The following is a 17,248-nucleotide window of genomic DNA, read 5'->3' on the forward strand; positions in this document are numbered from 1 at the left end:
GAAATTGAAAATATTAGATTGGTACATATTAAAACGTTATCTCTTCACGTTTTTTGTCATGTTGTTGCTGTTTATTCCAATTGGAATAACGGTTCACCTAGCTGAAAAGATTGGTAAAATTTTAGAGAATGAAGCACCTTTTGGCGAGGTCATGCTGTATTTTCTAGATTTCACTATTTATTTTGCACATCTATTATTTCCCTTATTTTTGTTTTTATCTGTTATTTGGTTTACATCCAAATTGGCAAATAATACGGAAATTATCGCCTTTTTAAGTTCAGGCGTATCATTTACTCGATTTTTAAGACCTTATTTAATAGGAGCAACCATAGTTTCAATTTTGGCTTTGGTTTTGGGTCTTTATTTAGCACCAGAAGCGAGTAAAGGTTTTAATGATTTCAACTATAAATACTTAAAGACCAATAAAAGTCCTATAGATAATCAAAATGTTTATAGGCAGATTAATGACAACGATTATATCTATGTAAGTAGTTTTGATACCAAACAAAAATTGGGACAAAATTTTACCTTAGAACATATTGAGAATGATAGAGTAATCTATAAAATTACAGCGAATACGATTCGCTACGTAGAAAAAGATTCTACCTACAGGCTTACCAATTATGTAAAAAGAACCATAGGCGAAGGCGATGATATTCTGGAGGAAAGTAGACGAAAAGATGTTCATTTTGATTTTGATTTAGAAGATTTAACACCGGTGGAGTATATTGCGGAAACCTTACAATATGGTGAGTTAAATAGGTTTATTGAAAAAGAAGAAGCACGTGGTTCTTCGTACATTAGCCGTTACAAATTAGTGAAATATAGAATTTGGAGTTTACCCGTTTCTGTATTTATTTTAACCATTATTGCCGTTGCTGTTTCGTCTGTTAAAAGGCGAGGAGGAATGGGTGTAAACTTGGCGTTTGGTATTTGTATTGCCATGGTATTTGTGTTTTTTGATAAGATCTTTGGTGTATTAGCATCTCAATCAGATTTCCCGCCACTTATTGCCGTGTGGTTCCCAAATATATTATTCGGTATATTAGCTTCTTACCTCTTGTATAATGCTAAACGATAAACTAAAAAACTACGCACATTTACATTTGTTGGTTTTTATTGCTGGTTTTACGGCTATACTAGGGCAGTTAATTTCTATTGAGGCAGTTTCTCTTGTTTGGTATCGCATGCTAATTGCCCTGATTTTTATGGGTGTTTATGTCTATTTTTCGAAAGCAAAAATTAGAATTTCATTTCAATCCATGCTCATGTTAGGTTTTGCAGGCATTGTAATAGCATTGCACTGGATTACCTTTTTTGCAGCTATAAAAGTGTCTAACATTTCTATTACTTTAGCCATGTTTTCTACTGGAGCTTTTTTTGCTTCCTTTATTGAGCCTTTAATCTATAAACGAAAACTGATAGGTTATGAAATCCTCTTTGGGATTCTCGTTATAATAGGTGTTTTTATTATTACACAAAGCGAACTACATTATTGGTTAGGTATTGTTTTGGGTATTGTTTCAGCCTTCCTGTCATCGCTTTTTGCTGTTTTAAACGGTAAGTTTTTAGAGAAGCATTCGGCAACTGTCATTTCGTTTTATGAGTTTATTAGTGGCGTCATTTTTATAAGTCTGTATCTGTTTTTTGCAGGTAATGGTTTTTCTTCTGAATTTTTTGCGCTCCATCTATCGGATATAATTTACCTTTTAATTTTGGCTTCCGTGTGTACAGCATATGCATTTATTGCTTCGGTGTATGTTATGCGATACATAAGTCCATTTACGGTTGTATTAACCTATAATTTAGAACCAATTTACGGCATCATTCTAGCGATACTTATTTTTCCTGAAAATGAAAAAATGAGCACTAATTTTTATATTGGAGCGGCTATTATTATTAGTGTTGTGCTACTTAACGGCATATTGAAAAATAGAAGAAATCGCCGAAATAAAGTAACAATTGTGTCATAAAATTAATAATACTTTTACCATGTAATTGGTAATTAGTACTTTTGTAAAAAGCGCTATGCATGCCTAATATTTCGTCTTTTTACTTCGGTTTAAAATGAAAAAAATATGTAGGTTTGTAGGCTAACTAATTTAAATTAAAAATTCCTATGGAATATTTAGAATTTGAACTTCCCATTAAAGAACTTGAAGATCAGTTACAGAAATGTGAGATAATAGGTACGGAGAGTGAAGTAGACGTAACTGAGACTTGTAAGCAGATTGAAAAGAAACTGATTGCTACTAAAAAGGATATATATAAGAATTTAACGCCTTGGCAGCGTGTACAAATGTCACGTCATCCAAACCGTCCTTATACATTGGATTATGTAAAGGCACTTTGTGGTGAATCGTTTTTAGAGCTTCATGGTGATCGAAACGTAAAGGATGATAAAGCCATGATTGGTGGTTTGGGTAAAATTGGTGATCAAACATTTATGATTATTGGCCAACAAAAAGGGTATAATACCAAAACACGTCAGTATCGTAATTTCGGTATGGCGAACCCTGAAGGTTACAGAAAAGCATTGCGCTTAATGAAATCTGCTGAAAAATTCGGTATTCCAGTCATTACTTTAATTGATACACCTGGTGCTTATCCAGGTTTAGAAGCGGAAGAACGTGGTCAAGGAGAAGCTATTGCTAGAAACATATTAGAAATGACACGCTTAAAAGTACCAATTATCACCGTTATTATTGGTGAAGGTGCTTCAGGTGGTGCATTAGGAATTGGAGTTGGAGATAAAGTGATGATGTTAGAGAATACTTGGTATTCTGTAATTTCTCCTGAATCTTGCTCGTCTATCTTATGGCGCAGTTGGGAATACAAGGAATTAGCAGCCGATGCTTTAAAATTGACAGCTACAGATATGAAAAGAATGAAGTTAGTAGATCAGATTATTAAGGAACCACTTGGTGGTGCTCATAGTGATCGTGAAACAACTTTTTTATCGGTTCGTGAGGCTATTTTAAAATCTTTTGAGGAGCTTAAAAACTTATCACCAAAAGAATTAGTGAAAAATAGAATGGATAAATATATGAATATGGGTGTTTTTAAAGGCTAATCCTTTTCATACCATACAACCTTAAAATCTGAAATTTTTTATTTCAGATTTTTTTATGCCTATTAACAATATATTCGACTTATTAACAGTTAAATTGTTAACTTATGGTTAACAACGAAACTCTAAAATTGCTATCATTATAGCAACCTTTTAATTACTTTCGCTCCTATGAAACAACCGAATCAAATAAAGGGATATCCCGTAGATAAAAGCACTTTAATCAGTCTTGAAAAAGGTAAAATACCACCACAAGCTATTGATTTAGAGGAGGTTGTGCTTGGAGCTATGATGATTGATAAAAAGGGAGTTGATGAGGTTATTGATATTTTAAGCCCAGATGCATTCTATAAAGAAGCACATCAACATATTTTTGAAGCCATTTTTCAGTTATTTGAAAACAGTGAACCTATTGACTTATTAACCGTTTCTAGTCAGTTAAAGAAAAATTTAAAACTAGATGTTGCAGGTGGCGATTTTTACCTGATTTCATTAACACAAAAAGTATCATCTTCTGCACACATTGAGTTTCATGCACGTATTATTTTACAGAAATTTATTCAGCGAAGTTTAATTAAAATTTCGAGTGAAATTATAGAAGATTCGTACGATGAAACGCAAGATGTCTTCGATTTATTAGATAAAGCAGAATCCAAATTATACGAAGTTACACAAGGAAACATCAAAAAATCCAGTGAAACGGCTCAAAGCTTGGTTATTCAAGCCAAGAAAAAAATTGAAGAAATATCTAATAAAGATGGATTAAGTGGTATTCCAACAGGTTTTACCAAGTTAGATAAGTTAACTTCTGGATGGCAAGAAAGTGATTTAATTATTGTGGCAGCACGTCCAGGTATGGGTAAAACAGCTTTAACCTTATCTATGGCTAGAAATATTGCCGTAGATCAAAATATTCCTGTGGCTTTCTTTTCTTTAGAGATGGCTTCGGTACAATTAATTATGCGTCTTATTTCTAGTGAAACAGGATTGTCTTCAGAAAAACTACGTACCGGAAAGCTAGAAAAGCACGAGTGGGAACAACTAAACGTAAAAGTAAAAGGTCTTGAAAAAGCGCCTTTATTTATTGATGATACACCATCGCTTTCTATTTTTGATTTACGTGCAAAAGCTAGACGTTTAGCATCACAACATGGTATTAAATTAATCATGGTGGATTATTTACAATTAATGACAGCTGGAGGAAGTCAGAAAGGCGGAAATCGTGAACAAGAAATTTCTACTATTTCCAGAAACTTAAAAGCGCTAGCCAAGGAATTAAGTATTCCAGTTATTGCTTTGTCACAATTATCGCGTGCCGTAGAAACGCGTGGCGGAAGTAAACGTCCTTTACTATCTGATTTACGTGAATCTGGTGCTATTGAGCAGGATGCGGATATTGTAAGTTTTATTTACCGTCCAGAATATTATAAAATTGATGAATGGGATGATGATGAACGCTCGCCAACAGAAGGTCAAGCGGAATTTATTATTGCAAAACATAGAAATGGTGGATTGGATAACATTAGATTGAAATTTATAGGTAATCTTGGTAAGTTTGATAATTTAGATGATTTTGATACACCGTTTGATCATGAATTTCATTCTAAAATGAACGAAGCCGCAAATGATAACACGTTTAAAGCAGACCATTTCCCATCGCCGAATGATGCGTTTGGTGCTCCAGATGATAATGATGTCCCGTTTTAAACCAGCTGATTGGCGCAACTCATTTTAAACAATTTCTTTCTAATTTTAAAAACTTAAAATTGTCCTAACTTTTAGCAGGCATACCATGTTTTTGACTTAATTTTGCAATTCTATTTAATTGTAGCTTTTATATGAACCAGTTGCGTACTACAAATATATTATTATCCATCATCGTGATACCGTTGGTGTTTTTTTTATTGAAAACACTATCGTTTATTTTTATTCCGTTGATTTTCTCCATGTTTATTGCCTTATTGTTTTTACCACTTATGCGTTGGTTAGGCAGAAAGAAGATTCCAAAAGCTGTTAGTATTATACTTGTTCTTTTATTAATTGCTATAGGTTTAAAAATTGGTTTGGAATTGGTTAAAGTTTCGGGTCGTGAGATTTTAAATTCGGAAACTGAATTTTTTGTCAAAGCTGAAGAAAAATTCGACGCACTTTTGCTCATGGGCAATGAAACCTTTGGAATAGAAGTAGATAGTAAAGAAAGTCTCTTTAAAAAATTTATTCATGAAGAAACAATTGGTGTTACTATAGATTTTGTTAGGAAAACATTAACCATGATTTTAATGACGGTGTTTTTTGTTGTCTTGTGGTTGGCAGAATCCATCAATATTCAAAAAGTGCTCAATAACACGCTACTTAAACTGAAACACACCTCGGTTAAAACGTTTATTAAAATTGAAAATGATTTAATGACGTTTGTTAAAGTGAAATTTGCAGTCAGCTTGGCTACTGGAATTGGAACCGGTTTGGCGTGTCTGTTCTTTGATGTAAGCTTTCCCATATTCTGGGGCTTATTCGCTTTCTTAATTAATTTTGTGCAAATGGTTGGTTCCATAATAACGGTTGTTTTATTATCGGCATTTGCTTTTATTGAACTAGATCCTACTAGTGTTTTATTCTTCTTTGTGGTATCCATTACTGGTGTTCAAGTCCTTTTTGGTTCTATTTTAGAACCGATTTTTATGGGAAAATCCTTCTCCTTAAACGTAATAACTGTATTAGTTATGTTGATGTTGTGGGGTTATATTTGGGGAGTTCCGGGTTTAATTCTAGCTATTCCGATTACAGTAACTTTAAAAATTATGCTGGAACAGTTTGAAAGTACCAAAGTCATCGCCAACTTATTATCAGGTAAAAATTAAGTCTTACTACAGGTTAAAATTATTTTAAATTAATTTGAAAGGTCTATATTTTCAGTATCTTTCAACTATGAAAAAGTTAACCGTTCTCTTACTGTTTTTGTTCACCTTAAATAGTTTTGCATCCTATATTTTAATTCCTATGGATGCCGAAAGCCAGAAAAATCACCTGAAGGCTTACGGTATTACCTATTGGACTTTGGATAATCAATTAAAAGTAAATTGGTTATTGAATTATAGAGGTGGTTCATTTTTGCTTCCAGATACGGAACGTATACGTCGGGAATGTCAAATTCGTGGTGTGTCATTTGAAGTTCTTTCCGATGCTAAAGCAGAAGCTATTCTTACAGAAATTAGTAGTCCGAGTAAAAATATGGAATCCGTTGTACTTGAAAAAGCACCCAAAATTGCAGTGTATTCACCAAAAGGGAATTTACCTTGGGATGATGCTGTAACTATGGTTTTAACCTATGCTGAAATTCCTTACGAAACAATTTATGATGAGGAGGTATTGAATGATGCCTTGTTATTATATGACTGGTTGCATTTACATCATGAAGATTTTACTGGGCAATACGGAAAGTTTTACGCCAACTACAAAGCTGTTTCTTGGTATATTGAAGAAAAGAAAGCTGCCGAAGCTCTGGCAAAACGGTTAGGGTATGATAAGGTTTCCGATCAGAAATTAGCGGTTGCTAACAAGATTAGAGATTATGTTATAGGTGGTGGATTTATGTTTGCCATGTGTAGTGCTACGGATAGTTTTGATATTGCATTATCTGCCGATGGTGTTGATATTTGCGAGCCCATGTTTGATGGTGATGCAAGTGATGCTAATTACCAAAGCAAAATTGATTATAATAGAACCTTCGCATTTAAAGATTATATTTTAGAACGCGATCCTAATGTATATGAGTTTTCATCAATTGATATGACAACAAAACGCCAAATTCCAAAAATGACAGATTATTTTACGCTGATGGATTTTTCGGCAAAATGGGATCCAATTCCAACCATGTTAAATCAAAATCATACGGCTTTAGTAAAAGGGTTTATGGGACAAACTACGTCGTATAGTCGTGATCAGATAAAAGCAAATGTGTTAGTTTTAGGTGAAAACAAAACCAATGGAGAAGCCAAATACATACATGGAATAAAAGGGAAGGGGTTTTTTACGTTTTACGGTGGTCATGATCCCGAGGATTACACACATAAAGTTGGTGATCCGAAAACGGAACTGGATTTGTATCCAACATCGCCTGGTTACCGGTTAATTTTGAATAACGTGCTGTTTCCTGCGGCTAGAAAGAAGAAACAGAAAACGTAATCTTTAGTTTATGAATGTAATATATGTATTTCTTTTTAGTTTATTAGGATTGGGTTTTTTACTATTTAATACCGTTTTATTTGTAACAGACTCTGTAGTAAATAAGAAGGTTTATAAGGTGTTTTTGGTATACATAATTTCATTGTTAATCATAGAAATAACCTGTCATATTATTGGATATTTGTATCCAAATTTGAATTTATTTATTTCGCATTTTTATTTTATTTTTCAATTTACCTTCTTAAGTATTCTATTCCATAAGCTTTTCAAAGAAAAAATTATTAAGCAAATAATAGTTTTAGTTTTTATCGTACAAATATTAATTTTAGCATATATATATTATTTGTACCCTGAATTATTTTGGAGTTTTAATATTTATGAAATTGTTTCAACATCTTTTATTTTAGTGGTTTATGCGCTGTTATTCATTATTAAAAATTTTGAGAAAAAACATAATTATTTTAATTTTTCATTAGGTTTAATTTTATATTTATGCTGTAGTATTACCATATTTTTATCTGGAAATTTAGATTTAGTTTTGTTTAGAGATCCGTATATCGATATTTGGGTTTTTAATTCATTGTTTTATATTATTTTTCAATATATGATTTATAGGGAATATTTGTTTTTTAAAAAACAACCTATTAGCAATAGATAAAAATATATTTTAAAGAAGTTATTTAGGAAAAAGAACAAATAACCAAAAAATTTATAAAAGCTTAATTCCGGTAAATTTATCAACCAAGTAAATATTGCTTTCTTTTAGAGTAGTAAAATGATAGCAAAACACCCAGAATGAAACACCGTATAATTTATTTTTTCTTATTGTTATCACAACTATTATTTTCTCAAAATGATTCGGTAATAATTCATGGTCAAAATCTTATTTATGAAAATAGATTGGACGATGCCATTGCCTATTACAATACCAAATTAACGAACCCAAAGCATACCGAACAAAAAATAAAATTACTTATAGGATTGGCTGACATCTATAAATTAAGATTGGATTTTAAGAACACCAATGAGTATCTGATGCAGGCTTATGATGAAATTGAACGGACTGGAGATCTCCAATTAAAATTTCTGTATCATGTTAAAATGATAGAGTTTTATAGAAAAAGAGGACTCTATCCAGAGGCAATAGATCATCAACTCAAAGCCGAAAGTATAAAAAGAAACAACCCAATTAACGATTTTTATTTATCCAATTATTACGGTCGGCGAGCCGCTATTTTCTCTCAGCATTTTGGTAATCTAGATTCTGTCATGATTTACGCTAATAAATCTTTAAAACTGGCAGAAAAAGTAAACCTTAAGGATAATATATTTTATTCAAAATTAGAAATGGGTAGTGTTTATGACCGAAGAGGAGATATAAAAACAGCCATTAATTATTTTGAAGGATTATTAGAATATGCTAAAAATAATAATTTGGTACAACATCAAGCTGATGTTTATATTAACTATACCAATGCTTTAATTAAAGATAATCAATTACAAAAAGCGTTACAAGTAGGGTTGGAGGCTTTAGATTACACAAAAGCTAACGACTTGTTATATAATGAAATTATAGTTGCTATCAACGTTTATGAAACCTATAAAAAATTAGGTAATAATGAAAAGGCGTACGATTATTTACTTTACCGCATGGTGCTCACAGATAAGTATAATAAAAAAGAGCATGATAAATTTCTATACGAACTTGAGGAAAAGTATAAACTAGCAGAAAAGGAAAATCAAATAAAAATAAATACCCTTGAAATTAAAAATAAGAATAAAGAACTAGCCTCTAATAAAATTGATTTGTATGTAAGCCTGGGTTTATTTTTGTTTGCTATTGTTGTAGCATTATTGATTGCTTATTTTCTTAAAAAAACAAGACAAAGTAACAGGCAGTTACAATCACTATCTCAAGAAAATGAATTTCTATTAAGCGAAGCCAATCACAGAATTAATAATAATTTACAACTTGTCGTTATTCTTATTTCAGATCAGTTGAAAAGATCATCAACAGACAATACGTTTCAGCTTAAAAGTATATTAACAAAAGTGGATGCTATTTCAACCTTGCATAAGCATTTGTATAAAAATAAGGATAAGCAAAAAGTTGATATCCATGACTATTTAAATGATGTTAAGATTAGTTTTTTTGATGTATTTAAGGAAAATAATATTAAAACAAATTTTCATGTTGACGCTGTAGAAATACCTTCAGACCATGCTATGTATTTTGGTTTACTCCTTACGGAACTTTGTATTAATTCCATTAAACATGCTTTTGAAAAGCAAGAATTAAAAACAATCAATTTTGAATTGTTGCATAGTGATGAGTTGCTGTATTTTAAATACTCGGATAATGGTCATGCTAAAATTAATCATAGTATAAAACCAAAGTTGATAGATAAAATCTGCCGTCAATTAAAGATAAAATATACCATAAATACTGAAAATGGCTTTTCATTTTCATTTGAAAAAGAGATGGATAATGACTAAAACCCAAAATGATAAAATTCTAATAGTAGAAGATGATGTCATTATATCGGAGTATATTTTGGAAATGCTACAAGATGCGCATTTTAAAAATATAAAAATTGCACACACCAAGGAAGATGCGGAATATAACATGACACATTTTAAGCCTCATATTATTCTTATGGATATTAATTTAGGTGGTAAAAATTCCGGAATTGAATTATCTAAATTTAAAAATAATCATGCAACCGTAATTTTTATCACTGGTCAACAAGATTATGCCTTAATGAGTGCAGCTTTAAAAACAAATCCAGACGCGTATTTAACAAAACCTATAAAAAAGGTAGACCTCTTGGCGTCGATTAGCTTGGCAATTTATAAAAAGCAATCGCAAACGTTTCAGTTTAAAGATGGCTATGATACTATAAGTTTAGAATTTTCGGATATAATGTATATTATGGCAGATGGCAATTATATTAATATTTATACCAATGTAAGGAAGTATACAATTAGGCAATCTCTAAATACGATTTCAAAATTATTGCCACTTGATGTTTTTAAGCAATCGCATCGCTCATTTCTTATTAATAGTAATAAAATTGAAAGATTAACTGCAACCTCTGTCATTATAAACAGTGTAGAAATACCACTTTCTCGAACGTTTGCTAAACACTTTAAGTAGCCGTTTACATACAAGACGCTGCATCTCAACCCTAATTATTTGCGTTTCATGGATTAAAATTTAGTTTTGAGCCAAATTAACTCAAACTAAATCTATTTTTATGAAATTTAAACTTTACCTATTTCCATTGGCAGTATTATGTCAATTTATAATTTTTGGTCAAACTATTGACCAGCAAAATTCACCAGAAGAAAGTTCTACTCTTGGTACAAATTACCCAAATGCTGGAGGGCAATCATTTACAGCAGGACTAACCGGAACATTAACCCAAATAGATCTTAAAATTGTGAGCAATGATTTTGCTTCCACTGTTCAGGGTTTTGACTTAATAATTTACGAGGGTAATGGATATTCTGGTAATGTTTTAAACACTACAGAAACTTATTTTCCTTTAAGTTTTGGTCCAAATCAAATAAGTTTCACGCTTGCGAACAGCGGTATTGCTATTACAACAGGTACTATGTATACCTTGCGTCTTATCATGCTTGAAAACTTTGATATGGATACAAGTATTACATCTCCTGGAACTTCTTATCCTAATGGTGGTTTATATTTTCAAGAAGGAAGCACTGGTTTTTATAATTTGGGAGATATGTGGTTTATCACCTACGTTACAACAGGACCAGACGCACCAACAGCATCTGCTCAAAGCGTTTGTTCAGGTGCAACCGTTGCCGATTTGGTAGCTACAGGTACAGATTTAAAATGGTACACAGCAGAAACAGGTGGTACGGCCTTAGCTAATACTACAGAACTTTCTTCTGTAACATATTATGTTTCTCAAACTGTAAATGGAACAGAAAGCGACAGAACTTCGGTAAGTGTAACTGTTTCGACAGCAATTACGGTTACAGCAACGTCCACAAATGTAAGTTGTAATGGTGACAATGATGGTAGCATTACAACAACAGTATCAGGTGGAACAGCACCTTATATTTATTTCTGGAGTAATGGAGAAACAACCGCTTCTATAAGCAACTTACCATCTGGGACATATAATTTATTATCCATAATCGATGACAATGGCTGTGAGTTAGGAGGTGGTTTTGGCGACACTTCTGCGTTATCAGTAACAATATCAGAACCTGCTTTTTTAAATGCACCAACAGCAGAAGCACAAGCATTTTGTGGTTTATCAACCGTTGCAGATTTAGCACCAGAATCTAGTTCAACTATAATTTGGTATAATGTAGCAACAGAAGGTTCTGCATTGGAATCTACAACAGAATTAACAACAGGAACCTATTATGTTTCTGAAGCAAATGCCAATGGTTGTGAAAGTGAACGGACTTCAGTAAGTGTAACTATAAACGAAGCACCAACCGTAACTATTGAAGCAGAAACAGCATCGTTTTGTGCACAAGAAGATGCAACAATTACAGCAATAGCAACAGAATCTGCAACATCTTCAGATTTTCAAGGCGGTTATACACCAAGTAATTGGTCTTCTTCAACCTTTCTTTCAGATGGTTTCGTGGATGAAACAAATGCACCTAGTAGTATTCAAATTTGGGGTGGCAATACTGGTAGTGGTAATTTAGGAGACACAGAATACACTATTCAATGCATTCTGGAAACGACTATTTCATTTTCTTGGAATTACGCATCTGGCGGAAGTGCATCTGACGATTATCCACTTGTACGAATTAGCGGAGCACCTACTTTATTTAATGGGTTCGACCAAAATGGAAGTTCATCTCAATCTGGTACTATGACCATAACAGTTCCAGCAAATAGTTACTTTGCGTTTACTATGCGTACGCTTACTAACCAAAACGGAGGAGCAAATGTAACCGTAAGTAACTTTGTAGCGGCTACAAGCACAAATTTGTCCTCATACTCTTGGGCAGCTACAGATGGTGGTACAATTTCAGGGAGTACTACAAATGCTTTAATAACAGCGGAAACTTCTGGTGTTTATACAGTAACAACAATAGGTTCAAATGGTTGTGAAGCAACTGATAGTGTAGATGTTACCATTGTTGAAGCACCAAATGCACCAACAGCAACCACAGAAATAACCTACGAAATAGGAGACACTGCCAACGCCTTAACAGCAACAACAGGTGGTACAGGTTTATTATGGTACACAACAGAAACCGGAGGAATTGGAGATGTAAATCCACCAACACCTAGCACAGATACAATTGGCACAACGTCATATTGGGTAACAAGTACCAATGCTAATGGTTGCGAAAGTGAACGTGTTGAAATTGTAGTAAATATCCAAGACACTTTAGGTTTACAAGAAGTGGAAGTCTTAAAAAACATTCGGATGTATCCAAACCCAACGAATGGCCATGTTTCCATTAGTTTTCCGAATTCATTGGAATCAAAAATTACAGTATACGACCTAAACGGAAGATTGTTATTAAATAAAACAGAAACTACCACGAAATCTATCATAGATTTAAGCAACTATGAGGATGGTGTTTATTTATTAAAAATTGAAGTAAACCATAACGAAATTATAAAAAGAGTTATTAAATACTAGTTGAATTAGTAAATAGATTCTATTTAAGGCAGCGACATCTAAATTAGATGTCGCTGTTTTTTTGTGACTTATATGAAATATGAAGTAAGCTTTTCAATTAGAACTAGCGTAAAAATATAAGGGAATTTACATTCACATACATACCACTGCATTTCAAAACGCTTTTTTTGCATGGGTGTTTTTTAGCATTAAATTTACTATCAGTAAGCTATTAAGATCAATATGGCGGAATAGTTATATTGTTTAAATTAATTAGGTTTAAGGGATTTGATTAATTAGCAAAAAAGAAGCAGCGGTTATGGTTTTCCGAATCGCTGTTTTTATTTTAAAGCATAAAAAAATCCGATTCAATTAAGAATCGGATTTTTTATAAGCGAAATATGTTTTACAATAGGCGAAACGCCTTACTTTACTTTATTTACTACAGCTGCAAATGCATCTGGGTTATTCATAGCTAAATCAGCTAAAACCTTACGGTTTAATTCGATATTGTTAGCTTTCATTTTACCCATAAACTGTGAGTAAGACATACCATGTTGTCTAGCTCCAGCGTTAATACGTTGGATCCATAATGTACGGAATGTTCTCTTTTTAACTCTACGGTCTCTGTACGAATATTGCATCGCTTTATCAACCGCATTTTTTGCTACTGTCCAAACGTTTTTACGACGTCCGAAGTAACCTTTTGCTTGTTTAAGCACCTTTTTTCTTCTGGCTCTTTTGGCAACAGAATTTACTGATCTTGGCATAATTTTTAATTTTTTTGTAGTAGGCGATCTTTTTCAGATACTTTTTTGAGCCTAACTCCAGGGTTTATAAATAATTCTAACCGAAACGTTTTACAATTATTTTAATCGTAATTGTTCCTTAATGCTGTTAACATCGTTCGCATGTACTAACGTACTATGAGTTAATGCTAACTTACGCTTTTTAGATTTCTTTGTTAAGATGTGACTCTTAAAAGCGTGCTTTCTTTTTATTTTACCAGTACCAGTAATTTTAAATCTTTTCTTGGCACTAGATTTGGTTTTCATTTTAGGCATTTTTCTTCCTAGTTTAAGTTATTTCGCTTACTATCTTCAATCTGTCTCGAAGCGTCGAGAACAGCTTTTTTGTTATTTTGATTTCTTTGGAGCAATAAACATCGTCATACGTTTACCTTCCAGTTTAGGCATTTGTTCTACTTTACCTAAATCTTCTAAATCTTGCGCTAAACGCAACAATAGAATTTGTCCTTGTTCTTTAAAAACAATGGATCGGCCTTTAAAAAATACAAACGCTTTTAGCTTTGCACCTTCTTGTAAAAACTTCTCGGCATGTTTCTTTTTAAACTCGTAATCATGATCATCAGTTTGAGGACCAAAACGAATTTCTTTTACAACAACTTTTGAAGCTTTCGCTTTTAAAACCTTTTCACGTTTCTTTTGTTCATAAAGAAACTTTTTATAATCCATCACTTTACAAACAGGAGGATCTGCTTTTGGTGATATTTCAACAAGGTCAAGCCCTTGCTCATCAGCTATTGCCAATGCTTCTTTTGTTGGGTAGACACCTACTTCAACATTGTCACCTACTAAACGCACTTTTTCAACCCTAATTTTAGTGTTGATTTTGTGCTGATCTTCTTGATTTACTCGACGAGGAGCTTGTCTTCTTCTACGTATTGCTATGGCCTTATAATTTTAGTTTAACTTATTTTTTATTAAAATTGCTTTAATGTTTTATTGACTTCTATGTTCAACAATTCAGTAAACTCTTGTACAGAAATCATGCCAAGATCCTCACCACCATGTTGACGAACAGAAATTTTACCTTCTTGTTCTTCATTCTCACCAACAATAATCATATATGGGATTTTCTTCATTTCGGCTTCCCGAATTTTCTTACCCATCGTTTCGTTTCTATTGTCAATTAGGGCGCGAATTTCGTCATTTTCTAGCGAATTTAAAACTTTTTTCGCGTATTTCTCATATTTTTCACTAATAGATAATACAATTACTTGGTCAGGCACCAACCACAACGGGAAGTTACCTGCGGTGTGTTCTAGTAAAATGGCAACAAATCGTTCCATACTACCAAAAGGCGCACGGTGAATCATGACTGGTCGGTGTAGCTCATTGTCACTACCTTTGTAAGTTAATTCAAATCGTTCAGGTAAATTATAATCCACTTGAATGGTACCTAGTTGCCATTGTCTTCCAAGCGCATCTTTAACCATAAAGTCTAATTTGGGGCCGTAAAAAGCTGCTTCGCCAGTTTCTACAATAAAATTTAAGTTTTTATCTTTGGCCGCATTTAAAATGGCAGCTTCTGCTTTTTCCCAATTCTCATTACTTCCAATGTATTTTTCTGGATTTTCAGGATCACGTAAAGATACCTGTGCTGTGAAGTTTTCGAACCCTAAAGATCCAAACACATACAATACCAAATCAATAACATCTTTAAACTCTTTATCTAATTGGTCTGGTGTACAAAATATATGCGCATCATCTTGAGTAAAACCTCTAACACGCGTTAAACCATGTAATTCTCCACTTTGTTCATATCTATAAACGGTTCCAAATTCAGCAAAACGTTTTGGTAAGTCTTTATAAGACCACTGAAAACTATTGTATATCTCACAATGGTGTGGGCAATTCATTGGTTTCAATAGGAATTCTTCGCCGTCTTTAGGTGTTAGAATAGGCTGAAAGCTATCTTCACCATATTTCTCATAGTGTCCAGATGTTACATAAAGTTCCTTCTGGCCAATATGCGGTGTAACAACCATTTCATATCCTGCTTTCTTTTGTGCTTTTTTAAGGAAATTCTCTAAACGCTCACGTAACGCAGCGCCTTTAGGTAACCATAATGGTAAGCCCTGACCTACTTTTTGTGAGAATGTAAATAATTCAAGCTCTTTTCCAAGCTTTCTATGATCGCGTTTTTTAGCTTCTTCTAATAAGTGAAGGTGTTCTGTTAATTCCTTTTGCTTAGGGAATGATATCCCGTAAACACGCGTTAACTGTTTGTTGTTTTCATCACCTTTCCAATAAGCTCCAGCCACACTTAATATTTTAACGGCTTTGACAATTCCGGTATTTGGAATATGGCCACCACGACATAAATCGGTAAATGTGTCATGATCGCAAAATGTAATCGTGCCATCTTCAAGGTTTCCTATTAAATCTAACTTATAATTATTATTATCTCTATAATAAGATAGTGCTTCTAGTTTTGAAACCTCTCGCATATTGAATTCGTGTTTTCCACGTGCTATTTCCAGCATCTTATCTTCAATACGCTTAAAATCTTTATCTGAAATGGTTTCGTCACCTAAATCAATATCATAATAAAAACCATTTTCAATAGCAGGACCAACCCATAATTTGGCAGTAGGGTAGAGTGCTTCAATAGCTTGAGCTAATATATGTGCCGAAGAATGCCAAAATGCTTTTTTACCTTCATCATCGTTCCAGGTGTATAAAACAAGAGTACCGTCTGTTGTTAATGGGGTTTTGGTTTCTACAACCGTATCATTAAATTTTGCAGAAATAACGTTTCTGGCTAATCCTTCGCTGATGCTTTTAGCAACGTCCATGGAAGTTGTTCCCTTCTCAACCGACTTAATACTGCCATCTGGCAATGTAATATCTATCATTATATATTGTGTAATTATGAAAGGACAAATATAATAGGATAAATTTTTACATACAATATATATATAGGTATAAATTTAGAAAACTGATTAGTAAGGCCTCTTACTTATATTAATGGGCGTTGTCTGGAACTTCTTCCTATAATAAAGGTATTAATGTGTAATCATAATACTATATCATGTATGTTGATTTTGATTGGAAAACGACAAATAGGAACGCAGCTGTTAATCAAAGCGAACCCAAAAGGCATTATAGATGATTTGTTAAGTTAAAACGGGCCGTGTAACCACTTGATATACTGCAAGAAGAAAATTATTTCAAAAAAACATGAATAAAAGTTTGTAAAAGGGTAGAAATGGGTTGTACATTTGCAGCCGCTAAAAACGGTAACACAGTTGGCAGCGACGTTCATTGAGAGGCAAAATAAAAGTTTAAATTAGGGGTTAGAAATTTAATTTCAAATTAAATCAAAAAAAGCTTTGTAGGAATAAAAAAGGTTGTATATTTGCAGCCGCTTAAAACAGCAACGCTGATGAAAGCAAAGTTCCTTAAAAAGCATAAAAAGATTTAGTGATTTGGGATTAGAAATAAACTTTCAAAATAAACTAAAAAAAGCTTTGCAGGAATAAAAAAGGTTGTATGTTTGCAGCCGCTAAAAACGGCAACGTTTTCAGCAACGTTCAGAAGCATTTATTGAAAAGCTAAGT

13 protein-coding genes are annotated in these 17,248 nt (G+C 33.0%); 9 read left to right on the top strand and 4 right to left on the bottom strand.

From position 1 onward, the window contains the following. Positions 1-4: 4 nt before the first annotated feature. The 9 genes from ES675_RS13290 to ES675_RS13330 all read left to right on the top strand — a co-directional run bounded on the left by ES675_RS13290 (position 5) and on the right by ES675_RS13330 (position 12,903). On the top strand, positions 5-1,081 hold the full coding sequence (locus tag ES675_RS13290) for an LptF/LptG family permease (protein WP_082986013.1): 1,077 nt from the start codon (positions 5-7) through the stop codon (positions 1,079-1,081). Continuing rightward, complete coding sequence (locus ES675_RS13295; protein ID WP_066256699.1) at positions 1,068-1,973, top strand: DMT family transporter; 906 nt, start codon at positions 1,068-1,070, stop codon at positions 1,971-1,973. The genes ES675_RS13290 and ES675_RS13295 overlap by 14 nt, the downstream gene beginning before the upstream one ends. 146 nt (positions 1,974-2,119) lie before the next feature. Continuing rightward, the gene (locus ES675_RS13300; RefSeq protein ID WP_066256693.1) at positions 2,120-3,073 is read left to right on the top strand and encodes an acetyl-CoA carboxylase carboxyltransferase subunit alpha; all 954 of its coding nucleotides are present in this window, start codon (positions 2,120-2,122) and stop codon (positions 3,071-3,073) included. Between the two features lie 168 nt (positions 3,074-3,241). Then, complete coding sequence (gene dnaB, locus ES675_RS13305; protein WP_066256690.1) at positions 3,242-4,777, top strand: replicative DNA helicase; 1,536 nt, start codon at positions 3,242-3,244, stop codon at positions 4,775-4,777. A gap of 131 nt (positions 4,778-4,908) precedes the next feature. Then, a complete protein-coding gene (locus ES675_RS13310) occupies positions 4,909-5,928 on the top strand; it encodes an AI-2E family transporter (protein WP_066256684.1) in 1,020 nt (339 codons plus the stop codon). A gap of 139 nt (positions 5,929-6,067) precedes the next feature. Then, the gene (locus tag ES675_RS13315) at positions 6,068-7,252 is read left to right on the top strand and encodes an asparagine synthetase B (protein ID WP_066256721.1); all 1,185 of its coding nucleotides are present in this window, start codon (positions 6,068-6,070) and stop codon (positions 7,250-7,252) included. 795 nt (positions 7,253-8,047) lie between these two features. Then, positions 8,048-9,748: a tetratricopeptide repeat-containing sensor histidine kinase gene (locus tag ES675_RS13320; protein ID WP_066257188.1), complete on the top strand. Its 1,701-nt coding sequence runs from the start codon at positions 8,048-8,050 to the stop codon at positions 9,746-9,748. After that, on the top strand, positions 9,741-10,409 hold the full coding sequence (locus ES675_RS13325) for a LytR/AlgR family response regulator transcription factor (RefSeq protein WP_066257197.1): 669 nt from the start codon (positions 9,741-9,743) through the stop codon (positions 10,407-10,409). The genes ES675_RS13320 and ES675_RS13325 overlap by 8 nt, the downstream gene beginning before the upstream one ends. A gap of 100 nt (positions 10,410-10,509) precedes the next feature. Next, positions 10,510-12,903 carry an Ig-like domain-containing protein gene (locus tag ES675_RS13330; RefSeq protein ID WP_066257200.1) on the top strand — a complete coding sequence of 798 codons (2,394 nt, stop codon included), beginning with the start codon at positions 10,510-10,512 and terminating at the stop codon, positions 12,901-12,903. A 404-nt stretch (positions 12,904-13,307) separates the two neighbouring features. Here ES675_RS13330 and rplT read toward each other — a convergent pair whose 3' ends face one another. The 4 genes from rplT to thrS all read right to left on the bottom strand — a co-directional run bounded on the left by rplT (position 13,308) and on the right by thrS (position 16,543). Beyond that, complete coding sequence (gene rplT / locus ES675_RS13335) at positions 13,308-13,652, bottom strand: 50S ribosomal protein L20 (RefSeq protein WP_066257274.1); 345 nt, start codon at positions 13,650-13,652, stop codon at positions 13,308-13,310. A 96-nt stretch (positions 13,653-13,748) separates the two neighbouring features. Next, positions 13,749-13,946, bottom strand: a complete 198-nt coding sequence (gene rpmI, locus ES675_RS13340; RefSeq protein ID WP_066257277.1) for a 50S ribosomal protein L35 — start codon at positions 13,944-13,946, stop codon at positions 13,749-13,751. Positions 13,947-14,018: 72 nt separating this feature from the next. After that, positions 14,019-14,573 carry a translation initiation factor IF-3 gene (infC, locus tag ES675_RS13345; protein ID WP_197503540.1) on the bottom strand — a complete coding sequence of 185 codons (555 nt, stop codon included), beginning with the start codon at positions 14,571-14,573 and terminating at the stop codon, positions 14,019-14,021. Positions 14,574-14,605: 32 nt separating this feature from the next. Further along, positions 14,606-16,543 (bottom strand): threonine--tRNA ligase, encoded by a 1,938-nt coding sequence (gene thrS / locus ES675_RS13350; protein ID WP_066257287.1) that lies wholly within the window; start codon positions 16,541-16,543, stop codon positions 14,606-14,608. Positions 16,544-17,248: the final 705 nt, after the last annotated feature.

The organism is Algorimicrobium algoritergicola (assembly GCF_008086165.1).
Classification (GTDB): domain Bacteria; phylum Bacteroidota; class Bacteroidia; order Flavobacteriales; family Flavobacteriaceae; genus Algorimicrobium; species Algorimicrobium algoritergicola.

Coding starts and splice junctions, on each gene's coding strand:
- ES675_RS13320 (WP_066257188.1), top strand. CDS start 8,048: ATGAAACACCGTATAATTTATTTTTTCTTATTGTTATCACAACTATTA.
- ES675_RS13310 (WP_066256684.1), top strand. CDS start 4,909: ATGAACCAGTTGCGTACTACAAATATATTATTATCCATCATCGTGATA.
- ES675_RS13330 (WP_066257200.1), top strand. CDS start 10,510: ATGAAATTTAAACTTTACCTATTTCCATTGGCAGTATTATGTCAATTT.
- rplT (WP_066257274.1), bottom strand. CDS start 13,652: ATGCCAAGATCAGTAAATTCTGTTGCCAAAAGAGCCAGAAGAAAAAAG.
- ES675_RS13300 (WP_066256693.1), top strand. CDS start 2,120: ATGGAATATTTAGAATTTGAACTTCCCATTAAAGAACTTGAAGATCAG.
- rpmI (WP_066257277.1), bottom strand. CDS start 13,946: ATGCCTAAAATGAAAACCAAATCTAGTGCCAAGAAAAGATTTAAAATT.
- thrS (WP_066257287.1), bottom strand. CDS start 16,543: ATGATAGATATTACATTGCCAGATGGCAGTATTAAGTCGGTTGAGAAG.
- ES675_RS13315 (WP_066256721.1), top strand. CDS start 6,068: ATGGATGCCGAAAGCCAGAAAAATCACCTGAAGGCTTACGGTATTACC.
- ES675_RS13325 (WP_066257197.1), top strand. CDS start 9,741: ATGACTAAAACCCAAAATGATAAAATTCTAATAGTAGAAGATGATGTC.
- dnaB (WP_066256690.1), top strand. CDS start 3,242: ATGAAACAACCGAATCAAATAAAGGGATATCCCGTAGATAAAAGCACT.
- ES675_RS13295 (WP_066256699.1), top strand. CDS start 1,068: ATGCTAAACGATAAACTAAAAAACTACGCACATTTACATTTGTTGGTT.